This window comes from Agromyces italicus DSM 16388 (genome assembly GCF_000421545.1).
GTDB lineage: Bacteria > Actinomycetota > Actinomycetes > Actinomycetales > Microbacteriaceae > Agromyces > Agromyces italicus.
Map to the genome: position 1 here is coordinate 193497 of NZ_ATXF01000005.1, position 16577 is coordinate 210073.

The following is a 16577-nucleotide window of genomic DNA, read 5'->3' on the forward strand; positions in this document are numbered from 1 at the left end:
GCGCAGGGGGCAGCGTCAGCGCAGGGGGCAGCGTCAGCGCAGGGCCGGAACGACCTCCGCGGCGAACAGCTCGAGCCCCGAGCGGTCGTAGGCCGCCTCCGGTGGGTAGAGGATCGCGTAGTCGAGCCCCGCCGAGCGGCGCTCCTCGAGCTTCGCGACGATCTCGTCGGGCGTGCCGACGAGCGCGGCCGGCGCCGCGTGGAAGTAGTTCTCCATGAACGTCGCGGCGCCCTCGGCGCCGAGGTGCGGCGCGACCCGGGCTTCGATGCGCTCGAGGCGCGCTTCGACGTCGGCCGAAGACGTGCCGATCACGGTGTTGAAGTTCGACGAGCGGGTGATCTCCGAGGCATCCCGGCCGATCGCCTCGCAGTGCCCGCGCAGCACCGAGCTCTTGTGCGCGAACTCCTCGCTCGTGCCCGTGAAGTTCGTGTAGGCGGCGTACTTCGCGGCGATCCTGAGCGTCACCTGCTCGCCGCCGCCCGCGATCCAGAGGGGGATGCCGCCCGGCTGCAGGGGCTGCGGCTGCACGATCGCCCCGTCGACCTGGAAGAAGCGTCCGTCGAGCGTCGCCTGCCCGGTCGTCCACGCCTGACGCATGATCTCGACGCCCTCGCGCAGCATGCCGAGCCGATCGGGGACCGACGGGAATCCGTAGCCGTACGCCCGCCACTCGTGCTCGTACCAGCCGCCGCCGATGCCCATCTCGATGCGACCGCCCGAGACGAGGTCGGCGGTCGCCGCGACCTTCGCGAGGTACGCGGGGTTGCGGTAGCCGATGCACGTGCACATCTGGCCGAGCCGCACGCGCGTGGTCGACGCGGCGAACGCGGCCATGAGGGTCCACGCCTCGTGCGTCGCCTCGGTCGGCGACGGCACGGGGGTGGTGTGGAAGTGGTCGTAGACCCAGACCGACTCGAAGGGCGACCCCGCCGCATCGGCGAACTCGGCGAGACCGCGCATGGCGGCCCACTGCTCGGCGGGATCGATGCCGACGAGGTCGTACCGCCAGCCCTGGGGAACGAACATTCCGAAACGCATGGGAAACAGCCTAGGAGAGCACGGCCGTGGCGTCTGACGGGCATACTCCGTACGGCGCACCTCGTTTCAGCGTCAGCACTGAGGCCGCGATGAGGGTACAGGCGTAGCTTCGGCCCAATGAACGGTCAGCTCCATTGCGAATACGCCGTCGCCGATTTCGACGCGACCGTCGTCGAAACCTGCGATGCACGCCTCATCCGCGTCGCCGGTCACGGGCTCGCCCCGTCGACCGGATGGCAGCTCGAGCTCGTCGCCGCCAACCCCGGCGTCGTGCCGCATCCCGAGAGCCTCTGGCTCGAGATCCGAGAGACCCCGCCCGAGGAGAGCCGCCCGCGCGTGCTCTCCGAAGTTCCCGTCGAAGCCATCATCGAGGACATGCAGGCCCGCGAGATCATCGTGCGCTTCCGATGGCGCGAGGGCTTCCGCCTTCCGCTGCGCGAGCGCGTGCCCTCGTTCCGCTGAGGGCGGACATGCATGAAGGATGCCACGGGGTCCGCCCCGTGGCATCCGTCGTGTGTACCGTGCGTTGCGTGCGACCGTTACGCGAGCGCGAAGCGCAGCTCGGCCATCGCCGGGCCCGCCCACACCGTTCCGTCGAGGTCGCCGCTGCGCACCGTGACGACCTTGCCGCCCTTCGAGATGACGAGCAGCGCCAGCTGGGGCAGCAGGTCGCCGGCTCGGGTTCCGTCGTCGAGGGTCTCGCCCGAACCGTGGTCGCTCGCGAACTCCATGGCGCCCGACTCGTGGTCGAGCGTGCCGTTCACCGAGGTGGTGAAGTCGAACCAGAGCGTCTCGACGGCACCGTCGGCGGCCTCACGGGCGATCGCCGCGAGATCGCGCTCGACCCGGCCGGCCGTGCCCTCGGTGAGCTCGCGCAGGGCCTGCTCGGCCTCGTGCACGTTCAGCTTCGCGAGCTGCTGACGCAGTGACTCGTCGACCTCGGCCGGCCCGAGCCGGTCTGGCGAGCCCGGCACCGCGATGACCCGGCGCGAGTTGCGGGTGTTCGCGAGGAAGAGGCTGAGCAGGGGCTCTGCGGCGAACACGAACACCGGCACGCGCTCGTCGGGGTCGCGGGCGAGGAGTTCGCGACGGGCGATCTCGATGACCCGCTTCGAGTACTGGTCGAGCAGGGTCTTGCGACCCTCGTCGCCCATCAGACGGCTTGCGCCCCCCTGACTGGAGATGCCGCGGTTCGCACCGCGCGGCCGGTCCTCATTGGGCTCGCGGTTCGTCGCCTCATCGAGGTTCGCCGCACCCGACTGATCGATCTCGAGCTTCGCCGCCCGGTCGGTCGGCGTCGCGTGCCAGAGCGACCACTCGTGCGCCGAGAGGGTGAGCGCGAACGCCTCCTGGTCTTGGCTGGGCGCCCGAAGCAGCTGCCCGAGCGTGAAGTGCGAGCCGACGTGCCAGGCGTCGTCGAGCCGATTCGGCAGCACGAACACCTCGCTGAAGCCCGGTGCGACGAAGATCGCCATCGAGCGGGCGAGCCCGCCCCAGAGGCGCTGGTCGCCGACGATCCGGTCGCGCTCGGCTCGGAACGCCGCCACCTCGGCCGAGGAGGCGCCGCCGGAGCGCACCTGCTCGATGGCCTCGTCGAAGGCGCTGCGCGCAGCGACCTCGGACCGCTCGCGCTCGCTGACGACGGGCGAGGTCGACAGGTAGATCGTGATAGCGGGGTGATGCGCGCCCGCGAGCGCCGCGAAATCGGCCGTGGTGGGCAATTGGTAGTGGACGGTCATTCGTATCCTCCCCCGAGATCGGGCGACGACGATGTCGCTCCCTCCCAGCCTATGAAGACCGGGGCGCGAGCGACACCCCATCTGCGAGATCCGTCGGCGAGACCCGATGATCACGCCCCGAACCGGAATACCGGATGCGGCGCAGCGGTTGCCGAAAGCGATGAACATCTCGCCGCGCCTGTCCGTACTCGACCTCGTTCCGGTTCGGAGCGACCAGACGAGCCGAGATGCCGTCGCGGCATCCGTTCGCCTGGCGCAGCTCGCCGATCGGCTGGGCTTCACCCGCTACTGGTTCGCCGAGCACCACAACATGCCCGCGGTCGCGTCGACGACGCCGCCCGTGCTGATCGCGTCGATCGCGGCGCAGACCGAACGCATCCGGGTGGGATCGGGCGGCGTGATGCTGCCGAACCATGCGCCGCTCGTCGTCGCCGAGCAGTTCGCGGCGCTCGAGGCCCTGGCTCCCGGCCGCATCGACCTCGGCATCGGGCGTGCGCCGGGCAGCGACCCGGTGATCACGCAGCTGCTCCGCGTGAGCGGCCCGACCGCCGACGTCGATCGCTTCCCCGACCACCTCGCCGACATCCTGTCGCTGCTCTCGCCCGACGGCGCGACGCTGCGCCTCACGAGCGGACGCGAGTACCCGATCACCGCGACCCCCGCAGCCGCCGCGGTGCCGCCGCTCTGGCTCCTCGGCTCCAGCGACTACTCGGCGAAACTCGCCGCCGAACTCGGACTGCCCTATGTCTTCGCGAACCACTTCTCGGGCCAGGGGCTCGAGCGCGCGCTCGAGCTCTACCGCACCGGCTACCGCCCGAGCGAGGCGCACCCCGAGCCCGAGACCTTCCTCACGGTGAACGCCTCGGTCGCGCTGACGCTCGACGAGGCCCGCGCTCGGGCGCTGCCGCAGCTGCGCTCGATGGCCCGGCTCCAGCTCGGCCGGCCGATGCGCCCGCTCGAGACGATCGACGAGGCGCAGGCGGCGCCCGCCGATTCGCAGGCGGCGGAACCGATCGCCGCGATGGAACGCCGTTGGGTGATCGGGGATGCCGCGGGCGCGGCCTCGGAGCTGCAGAAGCTCGCCGCCCGCCACGGCATCGACGAGATCATGGTGGCGCCGATCGCCGGGTCGTACACGTCGGAGCCGCAGGACCGCACGCCGGGTCGCGAGCAGACGCTCGAACTGCTGGCGGGGGCCCTCGCCGGGTAGGGCATCGTCCGTATGCCCCGATCTGGGTGGTTCGGCGGAACGAGGACTTCGGTACCGTGACCTGAGACGGCACCGTGTCGACGGCGACGAGGTGCCGGTTGATCACTCGACCATCGACATGGGGGAATGTCATGAAGCCTGATCGTCACGCACGCACGATGCTGCCGATTCCCGACCGTCCTGCACCCGGATTCACGAGCTACGACGCGAAGGACCCGGAGACCTCGTATCCGCCGATCGAGCCGCTGAGACCGCCCGAAGGTGCGCCGAACGTGCTCATCGTGCTCATCGACGACACGGGCTTCGGGGCATCGAGCGCCTTCGGAGGCCCCTGTCGCACACCGAACGCCGAGAAACTCGCCGCCCGGGGCCTCCGCTACAACCGCTTCCACACGACAGCACTGTGCGCGCCCACCCGAGCGGCGATGCTCAGCGGTCGCAACCACCACTCGGTCGGTATGGGCAGCATCACCGAGACGGCGACCTCGGCCCCGGGCAACAGCTCGCTGAAGCCGAACACCAAGGCGCCCGTCGCGATGACGCTGAAGCTGAACGGCTATTCGACCGCGCAGTTCGGCAAGTGCCACGAGGTGCCCGTCTGGCAGTCGTCGCCGATGGGGCCGTTCGACGCCTGGCCGACGGGGGGCGGTGGGTTCGAGACCTTCTACGGCTTCATCGGGGGTGAGAACAATCAGTGGGATCCGGCGCTCTACGACGGCACCACCCCGATCGAACCGCCGGCGACCCCCGAGGAGGGCTACCACCTGACCGAGGACCTCGCCGACCATGCGGTCAGCTGGATCCGCACGCAGAAGGCGCTGATGCCCGAGAAGCCGTTCTTCGTCTACTTCGCGCCGGGCGCCACCCATGCGCCGCACCATGTGCCGAAGGAATGGGCCGACAAGTACGCAGGGGCGTTCGCCGACGGCTGGGACGCGCAGCGCGAGAAGACCTTCGCGAAGCAGAAGGAGCTCGGCATCATCCCGGCGGACGCCGAGCTCACCCCTCGCCACGCCGAGATCCCGGCGTGGGACGACATGCCCGCCGAGCTCAGGCCCGTGCTCGAACGGGAGATGGAGGTCTACGCGGGCTTCCTCGAGCACACCGATCACCACGTCGGCCGCGTCATCGACGCGATCGAAGACCTCGGCGTGCTCGAGAACACGCTGATCTACTACATCATCGGCGACAACGGCGCCTCAGCCGAGGGCACGGTCAACGGCGCCTTCAACGAGATGGCGAACTTCAACGGCATGGCCGCGCTCGAGACGCCCGAGTTCATGCGCTCGAAGATGGACGAGTTCGGGTCGCCGACGTCGTACAACCACTACGCGGTCGGCTGGGCCTGGGCCATGGACGCCCCGTTCCAGTGGACGAAGCAGGTCGCGTCGCACTGGGGCGGCACGCGCAACGGCACCATCGTCTCGTGGCCGAAGGGCATCGCCGAGCAGGGAGGCCTGCGCAGCCAGTTCAGCCACGTCATCGACGTCGCGCCCACCATCCTCGAGGCGGCCGGCCTGCCCGAGCCGACGATGGTGAACGGCGTACAGCAGTCGCCCATGGAGGGCACGAGCATGCTCTACTCCTTCAGCGATGCGGATGCCCCGGAGCGGCACGATCTCCAGTACTTCGAGATGTTCGGCAACCGAGGCGTCTACCACAAGGGGTGGAGCGCCGTCACGAAGCACCGCACGCCGTGGGACATGGTCGGTGGCGGGGTCGTCGCCTTCGACGACGACCTCTGGGAGCTCTACGACGGCGGCACCGACTACAGCCAGTCGCACGACCTCTCCGCGCAGAACCCCGAAAAGCTGCACCAGTTGCAGCGGCTCTGGCTCATCGAGGCGGTGAAGTACAACGTGTTGCCGCTCGACGATCGCACCGCAGACCGGGCGAACGCCGATATCGCCGGCCGGCCGACACTCATCCACGGGAACAGCCAACTGTTGTTCTCGGGAATGGGCCGGCTCTCGGAGAACAGCGTGGTCAGCATCAAGAACAAGTCGTTCTCCGTCACCGCTGAGCTCGAGATCCCCGAGAACGGTGCGAACGGCGTGATCATCGCGCAGGGCGGCCGATTCGGCGGGTGGAGCGTCTTCGTCGCCGACGGGAAGGTCAAGTTCGTCTACAACGTGCTCGGGATCCAGTCGTTCGCGACGGAGGCCGACCGAGCCGTTCCTGCGGGGACGCATCAGGTGCGCATGGAGTTCGCCTACGACGGCGGCGGTCTCGGCAAGGGCGGCGATGTCACCCTGTACCACGACGGTGAGCAGGTCGGTACGGGCCGGGTCGGCGCCACCCAGGCGCTGATCTTCTCGGCCGATGAGACGACCGATGTCGGCTACGAATCCGGCACGGCGGTGAGTTCCGACTACACCCCGCAGTCGAGCCGCTTCACCGGCAGGATCAACTGGGTGCAGATCGACCTCGGCGATGACGACCACGACCACCTGATCGATCCCGAGGAGCGCATGCGCATCGCCATGGCTCGCCAGTGATCGCGACTCTTGGGCGGCCTCGCGGCCGGCTCAGGCCGCGAGGCCGAGCCGGCGCAGGTCCTCCGTCGAGGCGCGGTACTCGTCGCCGTCGGCGATCGTCGTCTCGCGGGGCACGCGTGCCCCGTTCTGCACCTTCGCGCCGGTGCCGACATTGGCGTACGGCCCGATGACGGCGTTGCGGCCGACGACGGCGCGCCGCCCGATGTGGGCGTTCACGCCGATCACGGCGCGTTCGGCGACGATCGCGTCGCCCTCGATCCAGCCGCCCGGGCCGATCTGCGCGCCGCGTTGCACCTCCGCGCCGGGATCGACATAGGCCGTCGGGTCGACGAACGCGCTCGGGTCGACCTTGGCGGTGGTGGCGACGAGGCCACGCCCGTTCGCGTGCTTGCGATAGCGACGCAGGATCCCGGCTTCGTCCTCGAACTCGACATAGCTGATGCCCACGGCGTCCTCCCTTCGGCGTGGTGACTCCACACCCGAACATAGAGACAACATCGCGACTGACCGGGGTATTCCCGCAGGCCGGCGGGCGACGGGGCGATGAACGGCCGCTCGCGAGGTTAGGCTGTCCTAAGCCCCACGGATGCCGCGCTGCGAGCCGCCGTCCGACCGCCCCGACCCAGGCCCCAGCATGAGCACTCCGCCCATCATCGAACTCGACCGCGTGAGCATCCGCCACGAGGGTGCGGCTCGGCCGACCCCGGCCGGGGTGTCGTTCGAGGTGGCGCCGGGCGAAGTCGTGCTCATCCTCGGGCCGAGCGGGTGCGGCAAGTCGACGCTGGCGCTCGCGCTCGACGGCCTCGTGCCGCACGCCGTGCCGGCCGAGCTCGAGGGCACGGTGCGGGTGGCGGGTCTCGACAGCCGCGAGCACCCCGTCGGCGTATTGAGCGAACACGTGGCGATGGTCTTCCAGGATCCCGACGCGCAGATCGTCACGGGAACGGTGCTCGACGAGGTGTGCTTCGCGCCCGAGAACCAGCTCGTCGAGGCATCCGAGGTGCTCGCGCGCGCCGAGCGAGCGCTGAAGCTCGTCGGCCTCTGGGATCGCCGTGCCGAGAACCCCGACACCCTCTCGGGCGGCGGCAGGCAGCGGCTCGCGATCGCGTGCGCGCTCGCGATGGCGGCCCCCGTGCTCGTGCTCGACGAGCCGACCGCGAACCTCGATCCGGCGGGCATCGACGAGGTGTACGCCGTGCTCCGCGAGCTCGCCGACGACGACGATCACGCGATCGTGCTCGTCGAGCACAACCTCGATGCGGCCGTCGACCTCGTCGACCGGGTGATCGTGCTCGACGCCGCGGGCCGGCTCGTGATCGACGGCCCCGCGCGGCAGACGCTGCAAGCGCGCGCCGACGAACTGGCGGCACTCGGCGTCTGGCTGCCGGTCTCGACGCTCGCGGCGATGCGCCTGCGCGACGCCGGCGTGCCGATCGGGCCGCTGCCGCTCACCCCGGCCGACCTCGCGGCGGCGCTCGACGCCCTGCCGAGCCTCCCTGCGCCGCTCAGCGCCTCCTCCCCCGTGCGTTCGACGGCGCTCACGCCGGCCCCGTCGCTCACACCGGCTCCCTCCCTCGCGCCGCCGTCCGCGATTCAGGAGCGGAGCGGCACCGTGATCGTGGCGCACGGGCTCTCGGTCAGGCGCGGCGGGCGGCGCGGACCGGTGGTGGTGCACGACGTCGACCTCGAAGTCGCGGCGGGCGAGTTCCTCGCGATCGTCGGCACCAACGGCGCGGGCAAGACCTCGCTGCTGCAAGCGCTCGCCGGCGTCGTCCAAGCCCCGCGCGGCACGGTCGACGTGCTCGGCGTCGACCCGGCCCGCGCCGATGTGCGCGAGCGTGCGCGTCGGATCGGCTTCGTCTTCCAGAACCCCGAGCACCAGTTCATCGCGGGATCGGTGCGCGACGAGCTCGAGCAGGGGCTCAGGCTGCAGGGGCTCGACGACGCCGAGGTCACCGCGTCCGCCGACCGCATGCTCCGCCGGTTCGGCCTCGACGAGCTCGCCGAGCAGCACCCCTTCCTGCTCTCGGGCGGGCAGAAACGCCGGCTCTCGGTTGGCACCGCGCTCGTGGCCGGCGCTCCGGTGCTCGCGCTCGACGAGCCGACCTTCGGTCAGGATCGCGCCCGCGCGGCCGAACTGCTCGACATGCTCCGTTCGCTCAACGATGAGGGCACCACCGTGCTCGTGGTGACCCACGACCTGCAGCTCGTCGCCGACTACGCCACCCGGCTCGCGGTCATGCGGGGCGGACGCCTCCTCGGCGTCGGCCCGACCGCCGAGCTGCTCGCGGGTCCGTTGATCGAGCAGGCGGGGCTCCGGCACCCGCCGCTCGCGCGCGCGACGCGCGGCCTCGAGCACCACCCCGAGTGGCACACCGTGACCCGGATGTCGCAACTGCCGGTCGCCGCGGGAGGGGCGCGATGAGCGGCACCGCAGGCGCGCACCCCGCGACCGGCGCACGCCTCACGACCGGCACGGCCCCCGCGACCGGCACCAACGGGCCCCGGCGCGGCCCGCTCGCGACCCTGAACCCCCTCGCCAAGCTCGCCGCTCCGCTGCCCGCGATGCTCGTCGTCGTGTTCAGCCGCGACATGCTGCTGCCGCTCGCGTTCATCGTGCTCCCGCTCCTCGTGCTGCTCCTCGGCGCCCGGCTCCCGGGCCGGGTCGTCGCGGCGCTGCTCGTCGGCACCCCGCTCGCGGCGGCGGTGCTGGGCGTCAGCTTCGGGGTGTGGGTCGACCCGGCCGGGCTCTCGGGCCCGGCGACCGCCACCGTGCTCTTCTCGATCGGCGGGTGGAGCTTCACGCTCGCCGCCTACCTCGTCGGGTTCACGACGGGTCTGCGCATCCTCGCCATCCTGATGCTGTCGCTCATGGCCGGCATGACCTCGGCAGGTCCCGAGTTCGTGCGCGCGATGGTGCAGAACCTCCGGGTGCCGTACCGCATCGGCTACACGGCGCTCGCGGCGCTGCGCTTCGTGCCGCGCTTCGGGCACGAGCTCGAGATCATCCGGGCGGCGCACCGGGTGCGCGGCACCGTACGCGGCCGCGGCCCGATCGCGGCGACCCGCCGCGCGCTCGGCACGGCGGTGCCGCTGCTCGCCTCGGCGATCCGGCACGCCGAGCGCGTGGCCCTCGCGATGGATGCCCGCGCCTTCGGCGCCCACGCCACCCGCACGGAGCGGGTCCAGAGCCCGTGGCGGCGGCGCGACACCCTCTTCGTCGCCGGCTTCGTCTCGGTGAGCGCCGTCATCGCGTGGCTCACCTGGGGCCGCTGACGCGCAACGCGCCCCGGCGGGGCCCCGCGCCCCCCGTGCCGCGGCGCGAAACGAAGAAGGGTCGGATGCGGCATCCGACCCTTCTCACCCTCGGTCGACTACGCCGCGGGCGCGGTGTCCTGGATCTCGACGAGGAACACGAGCGTCTGCCCGCCGAGGTCGTGCGCGGCGGGGTCGGTGCCGTAGGCGTACTCGGGCGGGATCACGACGATGAGCTTCGTTCCGACCTTCTGGCCGACGAGCGCAGCGCCGAAGCCCTGGATGACGCCGTCGGTCGTGAACGTCGAGGCCTCTCCGCGGGTGTAGCTCTGGTCGAAGACCTCACCCGAGTCCCAGCTGATGCCCTGGTAGTGCACCGTGACGCTGTCGCCCTCGCCGACGGTGTCGCCGTCGCCCTCTTCGAGCACCTTCATCTGAAGTTCGGTCGGCGCGTCGACCTTCGGCAGGGTGACGGTGGGGGCCTCGCCCTCGGCGCCGAACTCCACCTCCGGCACGTTCTCGGTCCACTCGCCGGGCTTCAGCGGCTCCTGCACCTCGACGACGTCGACGACGATGACGACGTCCTCGTCGGCCGCGAGGCCGATCTGCTCGTTGCCCTGGCCGTCGTAGAGCGCCGAGGCGGGCGCGACCGTCACGGTGCGCGAGCCCAGCGGAACGCAGTCGACACCCGCGCGGAACGCGTCGAACACGCTCTCGTCGCCCACCGTGAGCTGGGCGGGCTGCGAGAGGAGCTGCTCGCCCGAGGCGCCCGAGAACAGCGTCACGACGGCGTTGATCTTCTGGCCGGCTTCGGTCGCGTCGCCGTCGCCCTCGATGGCGACCGTGCGTTGGAGCTCCTCTGCCTCGAGCGGAGTCGTGAAGGTCGCGGTGGGCGATTCCGAGAACTCGCCCTCGACCGTCACCCCGTCGCTGAGGGCCCCGGCTTCGACCTCCATGCAGGCGGCGGCGGTGGCGTCGGGGGTCTCGGATGCCTCGGTGCTGCCGCCGCTCGCGCAACCGGCGAGGAGCAGGGCGGCCGCGGTGGCGAGCGCGAAGGGCGCGCCACGGCGCAGGGCACGATTCATGGAGTGACTCGATTCGATCGGAGGACGTGATGCAAGTGCATCCAGTCTGCACCGTTCGCCTTTCGATTGCCTGAATCCCACGAATCGGGCCGATCAGGGCCAGAATGGGCGCATGGGGGAGACGACGAGCGAGCCTGATTTCGTCGGGGGGTTCACGGCTGTCACCGGTTCCCACGCCGCACTCGACGAGGCGGTCTGGAATCCGATCTCGATGGCGACGGTGGCCAGGTCGAGACCGCGTTTCGACGAGTCGGTGCTCGACGCGTGCGCGGGCGACGGCGCCTCGGCGCTGCCGACGGCCGAGCTCGTGGGGCCGGGCGGCGTCGTCGACGCGGTCGACCTGTCCGCCGAGCTCGTCGAGATCGCCCGTGAGCGTGCCGGCGAACGCCTGCCGCAGCTGCGGCTCCACGTCGCCGACGTCACCGAGTGGGAGCCGACGGGCTACGACCTCGTGCAGTGCGTGCTCGGGGTGCTCGACTTCGACGACCTCGACGACGGCGCCCGTCACCTGATCGAACGCGCACGGCCGGGCGGGCGGGCCGCGATCACGGTGTGGGCGCGCGGCGCGTTCGATCCACTGCCCGAGCTGCTCGCCGAGGCGCTCCCCGACGGCGGCGCCTCGCTCGATGCCGCCGCACCGCCGGCCGCGGGCCGCGCATCGATCGACACGGCCGGCAGCCTCGCGCAGTGGCTCACGAGGCTCGGCCTCGCCGGGGTGCGGGCGCACACGGTGCAGCGGCATCTCGAGCTGACGCCGGAGCTCTCGTGGACGCTCGTCGACGGCACCGCGCTGCGCTTCATGCTCGGCGGCCTCGGCGCGCCGGCGGTCGAGAAGGTGCGGCGGCGCTTCCTCGCGGCGATCGAGGAGCGCGGTATCGCGTCCATCGACGTGACGACGCTCATCGCGATCGGGCAGCGTCCGGCAGCGACGAAGGGTCGAGGTCGAACCCGTTGAAGTCGCGGCTTGACCTTGACCTAAGGTCACGGTGCAGGCTGACGACATGATCACGACGAAGGCAACGACAGCAACCGAATCCGACACGACCTGGACCGGCATGGTGCCGGTCGACGACACCGCCCTGGCGGTCACCGACACCGGTGGCCCCGGCATCCCCGTGCTCTACCTGAACGGCGCGTACGCCTCGAAGCGGCACTGGCGACGCGTCATCGCCGACCTCGGGCCGGGTTATCGTCACCTCAGCTTCGACGAGCGCGCTCGCGGCACGTCGAAGCTCGCGGCCGACTACTCGTTCGAGGCCTGCATCCGCGACATCGACGCCGTTCTCGAGGCGAGGGGCGTCGACCGGGCGCTGCTGGTGGGATGGTCGTACGGAGCCCTGCTCGGCGTGCACTGGGCCAGCAGGAACCCGGGCCGCACGCTGGGCGTGGTGGGGGTCGACGGCCCGTACCCGGTCGGCTGGACCGACGAGGCCGGCCACGACGAGATCAGGAAGGTCTTCGCTCGGATGAAGCCGATGATGCCACTGATTCGCCCCATGGGCCTCGCGGCGCGGTTCTCCGCCGAGACGCATGCGGATCTCGCCATCGAGTCCCACCTGCTGCACGCCGCCCTCGAACCGACCCTCGACAGCCTGACCGTGCCCGTCCGCTACGTCGTCGCCTCCGGCGAGGCGGTCGGCAGCCGCGACGACCTGCAGGAGCAGATGCGCAAGGCCCTCGACCCGATACTGGTTCGCAACCCGAACCTGAAGGTGGGCGCGAAGGTCGCGAGCAACCACGGGAGCATCCTTCGAAAGGACTCGCCCGCGGTGGCGGCGGTCGTGCGCGAGGTCGCAGCCCTCGATCGCCCGGTACGTTGACGGAATGATGGGCGGACTCACGATCGGGCAGGCGGCGGCATACGCGGGCGTCACGGTGAGGACCGTGCGGCACTACCACCGGCTCGGACTGGTCGATGAACCCCGGCGCGACAGCTCCGGGTATCGCCGATACGGGTCGGACGCGCTGCTGCGGCTGGTGCAGGTTCGGACGATGGCGACCGCGGGGGTGCCGCTCGCCGAGATCGGGGAGCTGCTCGACGCCGACGCCGAGCGGTTCACGGCCGCCATCGTCGACGTCGAGCGACGGCTGAACGATCGGATCGCCGACCTGGTCGGCCGCCGCGACACGCTGCACCGGCTCGCCGACGGCGACCGGGCCCTGCTGCCCGACCGCGCGTGCGCGGTGCTCGACACGATGCGCGATCTCGGGTTCGACTCCGAGTACGTCGCCGGCCAGCGCGAGGCGCTCGTGCTGGCCCTCGCGCTGTTGCCGGGCGGCTTCGACGGGTTCCTGACCCAGCTCGAGCTCCGGCTGGGCGACGCCGGGTACGTCGAGCTGACCAAGCGCGGCTGGGAGGCCGAGGGGTGGGACGAGCACGACCCGCGCATCGAGGAGCTCGCGATCGCCACGGCCGACCACTACCTCGCAAACCCGTCCCTGATGGGCGATCCCGACGTCCTGCGCTCCTGGATCCAGGCATCGACCAAGTACGCGCTGATCAACACCCACGGCGAGGGCCAGGCGCCGATCTCGTCCAGGCTGACCGCCCTCACGGAGGCCAGGCTCCGGGCCGCGGGCGTGCCCGTGCCGCGCGAGTGATCGCCTACTCGGCCGGCGCGGCGCCCGTGGCGACCGCGCGGGTCTCGTCGTTCGACCATTGGCTCCAGGAGCCGGGGTAGAGCGCGGCGTCGACCCCTGCCAGTGCGAGCGCCGCGACGGCGTGCGCGGCGGTGACGCCCGATCCGCAGTACGCGCCGACGGTGACGCCCGGCCGGGCGCCGAGCACGGCGAAGCGCTCCCGCAGCTCGTCGGCGGGCAGGAATCGTCCGCTCGCGTCGAGGCTGCCGGCGCTCGGCGCGGAGCGCGCGCCTGGGATATGGCCGGCACGGGGGTCGATCGGCTCGACCTCGCCGCGGTAGCGCTCGCCGGCCCGCGCGTCGAGCAGCACTCCCCCGGCCGGAAGCGCGGCGGCCGCATCGGCGTCGATGACCGGCATACCGCCGAAGCGCGCGGTCGCGTCACCGGGTTCGGGCGCGACCCGGCCCGTTTCGAGCGGATGCCCCGCCGCCCGCCATACGGCGAGCGCGCCGTCGAGCATCCGCACGTCGGCGACGCCGGCGTGGCGCAACAGCCACCAGGCCCGCGCGGCCGACTGGTTGCCGAGGTCGTCGGTCACGACGACGGTGTCGCCGTCGCGAAGGCCCCAGCGGCGCATCGCCTCGGTGAGTGCCTGCTCGCTCGGCAGCGGGTGCCGGCCCTCGCCCACGACGTCGTGATCGGCGAGCTCGCGGTCGAGGTCGACGTACACGGCACCCGGGATGTGCCCGGCGAGGTGCGCCTCGGTGCCGTCGGGCGCGGCGAGCGACCAGCGCACGTCGAGCACGACCGTGCGCTGGCCCGTGGCGAGGCGTTCTGCGAGCTCGGCGGCGTCGATGAGGATCGGCATGCTCCCATCCTGCCGCCTGCACCTGCGGAAATGCTCGCTGCACCCCGGACGGACGCAGCGCGAGCGAGCGTTCTGCACGCAGCATCCGCGTCTCTGTTGCATAACGGCGGCTTGCGGATGCCTCGTCGCGCACCGTATCGTCGACAGCGTCGATTTAGTGACCGAATGGTCGGTCATGAATCCGTCCCCCACCTCAACGACGAGAACCCCCTGCGGGCTCAAAGGAGAGTTCACCCATGCACCGTGCGCAGCGCCGCCTGCTCATCCCCGCCGCCGTCGCGGCATCCATCGCACTCGCCCTCACCGGTTGCGGCGCCTCCAACTTCGGCGGCGACTCCGGCGGCGACGGCGCCTCGGAGGAGGGCCCCATCAAGATCGGTGCCGTGCTCGACATCACCGGCGTCGGCGCGAACCTCGGCGTGCCCGAGCAGAACACCCTCAACATGCTCGCCGAACAGCTCAACGAGGCCGGCGGCATCGACGGCCGCGAGGTCGAGCTGATCATCAAGGACAACCAGTCCACCGAGGACGGCGCCGCGAAGGCGACCACCCAGCTGATCGAGAACGACGACGTCGACCTCATCATCGGCTCCTCGCGTACGGGCCCCTCGCTCGCGATGCGCCCCCTCGTCGAGGCCGCACAAGTGCCGACCATCTCGGTCGCCGCGAACGCCGCGATCGTCGACGGCTCCGAGTGGGTCTTCAAGACCGCGCAGAACGACCTCGTCGTGCTCGAGCGCATCCTCGACGACGCCGAGGCGAAGGGCTACACGAAGCTCGCCCTCGTACGCGACGCCACCGGCTTCGGCGAGGGCATCGCCGACATCATCACCGAGCTCGGTTCCGAGCGCGGCATCACGCTCACCGCGACCGAGTCGTTCGAGCCGAGCGCGACCGACTTCACCGCGCAGATGACGAACATCCGCGCGGCCGACGCCGACGCCGTCATCATCTGGGGCATCACCCCGTCGGCCGGCCTCGCGCAGGCCGCCTACGTGCAGCTCGGCGTCGACAAGCCGGTCTACCAGTCGCACGGCGTCGCCAACGACGCCTTCTTCGAGGCCGCCGGCCCCGCCGCCGACGGCGTCATCGCCCCGATGGGCCGCCTGCTGGTCGCCGACCAGCTGAGCGACGACGACCCCCAGAAGGCCGTCATCGACCAGTTCATCGCCGACTACACCGAGTCGTTCGACTCGGCGCCCTCGAGCTTCGCGGGGCACGCCTACGACGCGTGGCTCGTCGGCACGAAGGCCATCGAAGAGGCCGGCACCGACCCCGAGGCGCTCCGCGACGCGATCGAGGCGACGACCGACGTCGTCGGCATCTCGGGCATCTTCACGATGACCCCCGAGAACCACTCGGGCCTCACGGCCGACGCCCTCATCATGGCGCTCGCCGAGGGCGGCCGCTGGACGCTCTACGAAGAGTGATCCGTTGACCGACTTCCTCCAGCTGACGGTGGCAGGGCTCTCGCAGGGCTCGGTGTACGCCCTGCTCGCCGTCGGCCTCATCGCCACCTACACGGTGCGGCACGTCGTGAACATCGCCCAGGGCGACTACGCGACGCTGGCCGGCCTGGGGAGCATCTCGCTCGTCACGGCCGGCCTGCCGCTGCCCGTCGCGATCCTCATCGCGCTCGTCTCGGTCACCCTCGCCTCGGTGCTCATCGAACGCCTCGTGATCTCGCGCGTGAAGAACCTCACGACGCTCGTCTCGATCATCCTCACGCTCGGCGTCTCGACGCTGCTCCAGGCGATCATGCTGCTCATCTGGGGCGCCGAGGGCAAGCGCCTCCCCGCGTTCCCCGGCAGCGACCTGAACCTCGGCGGCGTCAGCATCCGCTCGCAGGAGCTCTGGATGCTCGGCGCCCTGGTCGTGGTGGGCGGCGGCGTGCTGCTCTTCTACGAGAAGACCCGCTGGGGCAAGGCGCTCCGCGCGAGCGCCGAGCAGCCGGTCGCCGCCCGCATCGTCGGCATCTCGCCGGCCGTGGCCTCGGTCATCGCCTTCGCGATCGCCGGCTTCGTCGGCGCCGCGGCGGGCGTGGTCTCCTCGCCGATCTACCTCTCGATCTGGTCGGGCGGTCTGCTGCTCGGGCTCAAGGGCTTCGTCGCGGCGGTGCTCGGCGGGCTCGTCTCGTTCCGGGCCGCGATCGTCGGGGCACTGCTGCTCGGCATCATCGAGTCGTACGTGGCCGGCTACGTGGCATCGGGCTGGAAGGATGCGGTCGCGTTCTTCATCCTCATCATCGTGCTGATCATCCGGCCGGCCGGCCTCGTGCTGCGCCCGAACGCGGTAAGGGTCTGA

At 71.2% G+C, this 16577-nt stretch carries 15 protein-coding genes; 10 read left to right on the top strand and 5 right to left on the bottom strand.

The features are described 5' to 3' along the window. Nucleotides 1-33: 33 nt before the first annotated feature. Nucleotides 34-1038 carry an LLM class F420-dependent oxidoreductase gene (locus H516_RS0105185; protein ID WP_022888658.1) on the bottom strand — a complete coding sequence of 335 codons (1005 nt, stop codon included), beginning with the start codon at nucleotides 1036-1038 and terminating at the stop codon, nucleotides 34-36. A 117-nt stretch (nucleotides 1039-1155) separates the two neighbouring features. Here H516_RS0105185 and H516_RS0105190 point away from each other — a divergent pair, with 117 nt between their 5' ends. After that, nucleotides 1156-1500, top strand: coding sequence for a hypothetical protein (locus H516_RS0105190; protein WP_022888659.1), 345 nt, complete (start codon nucleotides 1156-1158; stop codon nucleotides 1498-1500). A gap of 77 nt (nucleotides 1501-1577) precedes the next feature. Here H516_RS0105190 and H516_RS0105195 read toward each other — a convergent pair whose 3' ends face one another. Further along, complete coding sequence (locus H516_RS0105195) at nucleotides 1578-2777, bottom strand: baeRF3 domain-containing protein (RefSeq protein ID WP_022888660.1); 1200 nt, start codon at nucleotides 2775-2777, stop codon at nucleotides 1578-1580. 160 nt (nucleotides 2778-2937) lie between these two features. Between H516_RS0105195 and H516_RS0105200 the strand changes: the two genes are divergently transcribed. Together H516_RS0105200 and H516_RS0105205 are read left to right on the top strand one after the other, a co-directional pair. Beyond that, a complete protein-coding gene (locus tag H516_RS0105200) occupies nucleotides 2938-3987 on the top strand; it encodes an LLM class flavin-dependent oxidoreductase (RefSeq protein WP_022888661.1) in 1050 nt (349 codons plus the stop codon). Between the two features lie 131 nt (nucleotides 3988-4118). Next, a complete protein-coding gene (locus H516_RS0105205; RefSeq protein ID WP_022888662.1) occupies nucleotides 4119-6485 on the top strand; it encodes an arylsulfatase in 2367 nt (788 codons plus the stop codon). A 30-nt stretch (nucleotides 6486-6515) separates the two neighbouring features. Here H516_RS0105205 and H516_RS0105210 read toward each other — a convergent pair whose 3' ends face one another. Continuing rightward, nucleotides 6516-6932 carry a UDP-3-O-(3-hydroxymyristoyl)glucosamine N-acyltransferase gene (locus H516_RS0105210; RefSeq protein ID WP_022888663.1) on the bottom strand — a complete coding sequence of 139 codons (417 nt, stop codon included), beginning with the start codon at nucleotides 6930-6932 and terminating at the stop codon, nucleotides 6516-6518. A 187-nt stretch (nucleotides 6933-7119) separates the two neighbouring features. Between H516_RS0105210 and H516_RS0105215 the strand changes: the two genes are divergently transcribed. Next, nucleotides 7120-8910 (top strand): ABC transporter ATP-binding protein, encoded by a 1791-nt coding sequence (locus H516_RS0105215; protein ID WP_022888664.1) that lies wholly within the window; start codon nucleotides 7120-7122, stop codon nucleotides 8908-8910. Further along, nucleotides 8907-9761: an energy-coupling factor transporter transmembrane component T family protein gene (locus H516_RS18450; RefSeq protein WP_022888665.1), complete on the top strand. Its 855-nt coding sequence runs from the start codon at nucleotides 8907-8909 to the stop codon at nucleotides 9759-9761. Before H516_RS0105215 ends, H516_RS18450 begins: the two co-directional genes overlap by 4 nt. Nucleotides 9762-9859: 98 nt before the next feature. On the opposite strand, the gene H516_RS18455 is transcribed toward H516_RS18450, so the two are convergent. After that, the gene (locus tag H516_RS18455; protein ID WP_022888666.1) at nucleotides 9860-10825 is read right to left on the bottom strand and encodes an FKBP-type peptidyl-prolyl cis-trans isomerase; all 966 of its coding nucleotides are present in this window, start codon (nucleotides 10823-10825) and stop codon (nucleotides 9860-9862) included. 112 nt (nucleotides 10826-10937) lie between these two features. Here H516_RS18455 and H516_RS18460 point away from each other — a divergent pair, with 112 nt between their 5' ends. From H516_RS18460 to H516_RS0105240, 3 genes are read left to right on the top strand one after another with little or no spacing between them, the layout of a single operon-like run. Then, nucleotides 10938-11780 carry a class I SAM-dependent methyltransferase gene (locus tag H516_RS18460; protein WP_022888667.1) on the top strand — a complete coding sequence of 281 codons (843 nt, stop codon included), beginning with the start codon at nucleotides 10938-10940 and terminating at the stop codon, nucleotides 11778-11780. Between the two features lie 46 nt (nucleotides 11781-11826). Continuing rightward, nucleotides 11827-12645 carry an alpha/beta fold hydrolase gene (locus H516_RS0105235; RefSeq protein ID WP_022888668.1) on the top strand — a complete coding sequence of 273 codons (819 nt, stop codon included), beginning with the start codon at nucleotides 11827-11829 and terminating at the stop codon, nucleotides 12643-12645. A gap of 4 nt (nucleotides 12646-12649) precedes the next feature. Continuing rightward, complete coding sequence (locus H516_RS0105240) at nucleotides 12650-13426, top strand: MerR family transcriptional regulator (RefSeq protein ID WP_022888669.1); 777 nt, start codon at nucleotides 12650-12652, stop codon at nucleotides 13424-13426. A 4-nt stretch (nucleotides 13427-13430) separates the two neighbouring features. On the opposite strand, the gene H516_RS0105245 is transcribed toward H516_RS0105240, so the two are convergent. Next, nucleotides 13431-14273, bottom strand: a complete 843-nt coding sequence (locus H516_RS0105245; protein ID WP_022888670.1) for a sulfurtransferase — start codon at nucleotides 14271-14273, stop codon at nucleotides 13431-13433. Nucleotides 14274-14509: 236 nt separating this feature from the next. Between H516_RS0105245 and H516_RS0105250 the strand changes: the two genes are divergently transcribed. Continuing rightward, the gene (locus H516_RS0105250; RefSeq protein WP_022888671.1) at nucleotides 14510-15703 is read left to right on the top strand and encodes an ABC transporter substrate-binding protein; all 1194 of its coding nucleotides are present in this window, start codon (nucleotides 14510-14512) and stop codon (nucleotides 15701-15703) included. Nucleotides 15704-15707: 4 nt separating this feature from the next. Then, nucleotides 15708-16577, top strand: a complete 870-nt coding sequence (locus tag H516_RS0105255; RefSeq protein ID WP_022888672.1) for a branched-chain amino acid ABC transporter permease — start codon at nucleotides 15708-15710, stop codon at nucleotides 16575-16577.

What these genes read in the sequence shown, in the direction of transcription:
- H516_RS0105185 (WP_022888658.1), bottom strand. Translation starts at nt 1,038, where the DNA reads ATGCGTTTCGGAATGTTCGTTCCCCAGGGCTGGCGGTACGACCTCGTC.
- H516_RS0105190 (WP_022888659.1), top strand. Translation starts at nt 1,156, where the DNA reads ATGAACGGTCAGCTCCATTGCGAATACGCCGTCGCCGATTTCGACGCG.
- H516_RS0105195 (WP_022888660.1), bottom strand. Translation starts at nt 2,777, where the DNA reads ATGACCGTCCACTACCAATTGCCCACCACGGCCGATTTCGCGGCGCTC.
- H516_RS0105200 (WP_022888661.1), top strand. Translation starts at nt 2,938, where the DNA reads ATGAACATCTCGCCGCGCCTGTCCGTACTCGACCTCGTTCCGGTTCGG.
- H516_RS0105205 (WP_022888662.1), top strand. Translation starts at nt 4,119, where the DNA reads ATGAAGCCTGATCGTCACGCACGCACGATGCTGCCGATTCCCGACCGT.
- H516_RS0105215 (WP_022888664.1), top strand. Translation starts at nt 7,120, where the DNA reads ATGAGCACTCCGCCCATCATCGAACTCGACCGCGTGAGCATCCGCCAC.
- H516_RS18450 (WP_022888665.1), top strand. Translation starts at nt 8,907, where the DNA reads ATGAGCGGCACCGCAGGCGCGCACCCCGCGACCGGCGCACGCCTCACG.
- H516_RS18455 (WP_022888666.1), bottom strand. Translation starts at nt 10,825, where the DNA reads ATGAATCGTGCCCTGCGCCGTGGCGCGCCCTTCGCGCTCGCCACCGCG.
- H516_RS18460 (WP_022888667.1), top strand. Translation starts at nt 10,938, where the DNA reads ATGGGGGAGACGACGAGCGAGCCTGATTTCGTCGGGGGGTTCACGGCT.
- H516_RS0105235 (WP_022888668.1), top strand. Translation starts at nt 11,827, where the DNA reads ATGATCACGACGAAGGCAACGACAGCAACCGAATCCGACACGACCTGG.
- H516_RS0105240 (WP_022888669.1), top strand. Translation starts at nt 12,650, where the DNA reads ATGATGGGCGGACTCACGATCGGGCAGGCGGCGGCATACGCGGGCGTC.
- H516_RS0105245 (WP_022888670.1), bottom strand. Translation starts at nt 14,273, where the DNA reads ATGCCGATCCTCATCGACGCCGCCGAGCTCGCAGAACGCCTCGCCACG.
- H516_RS0105250 (WP_022888671.1), top strand. Translation starts at nt 14,510, where the DNA reads ATGCACCGTGCGCAGCGCCGCCTGCTCATCCCCGCCGCCGTCGCGGCA.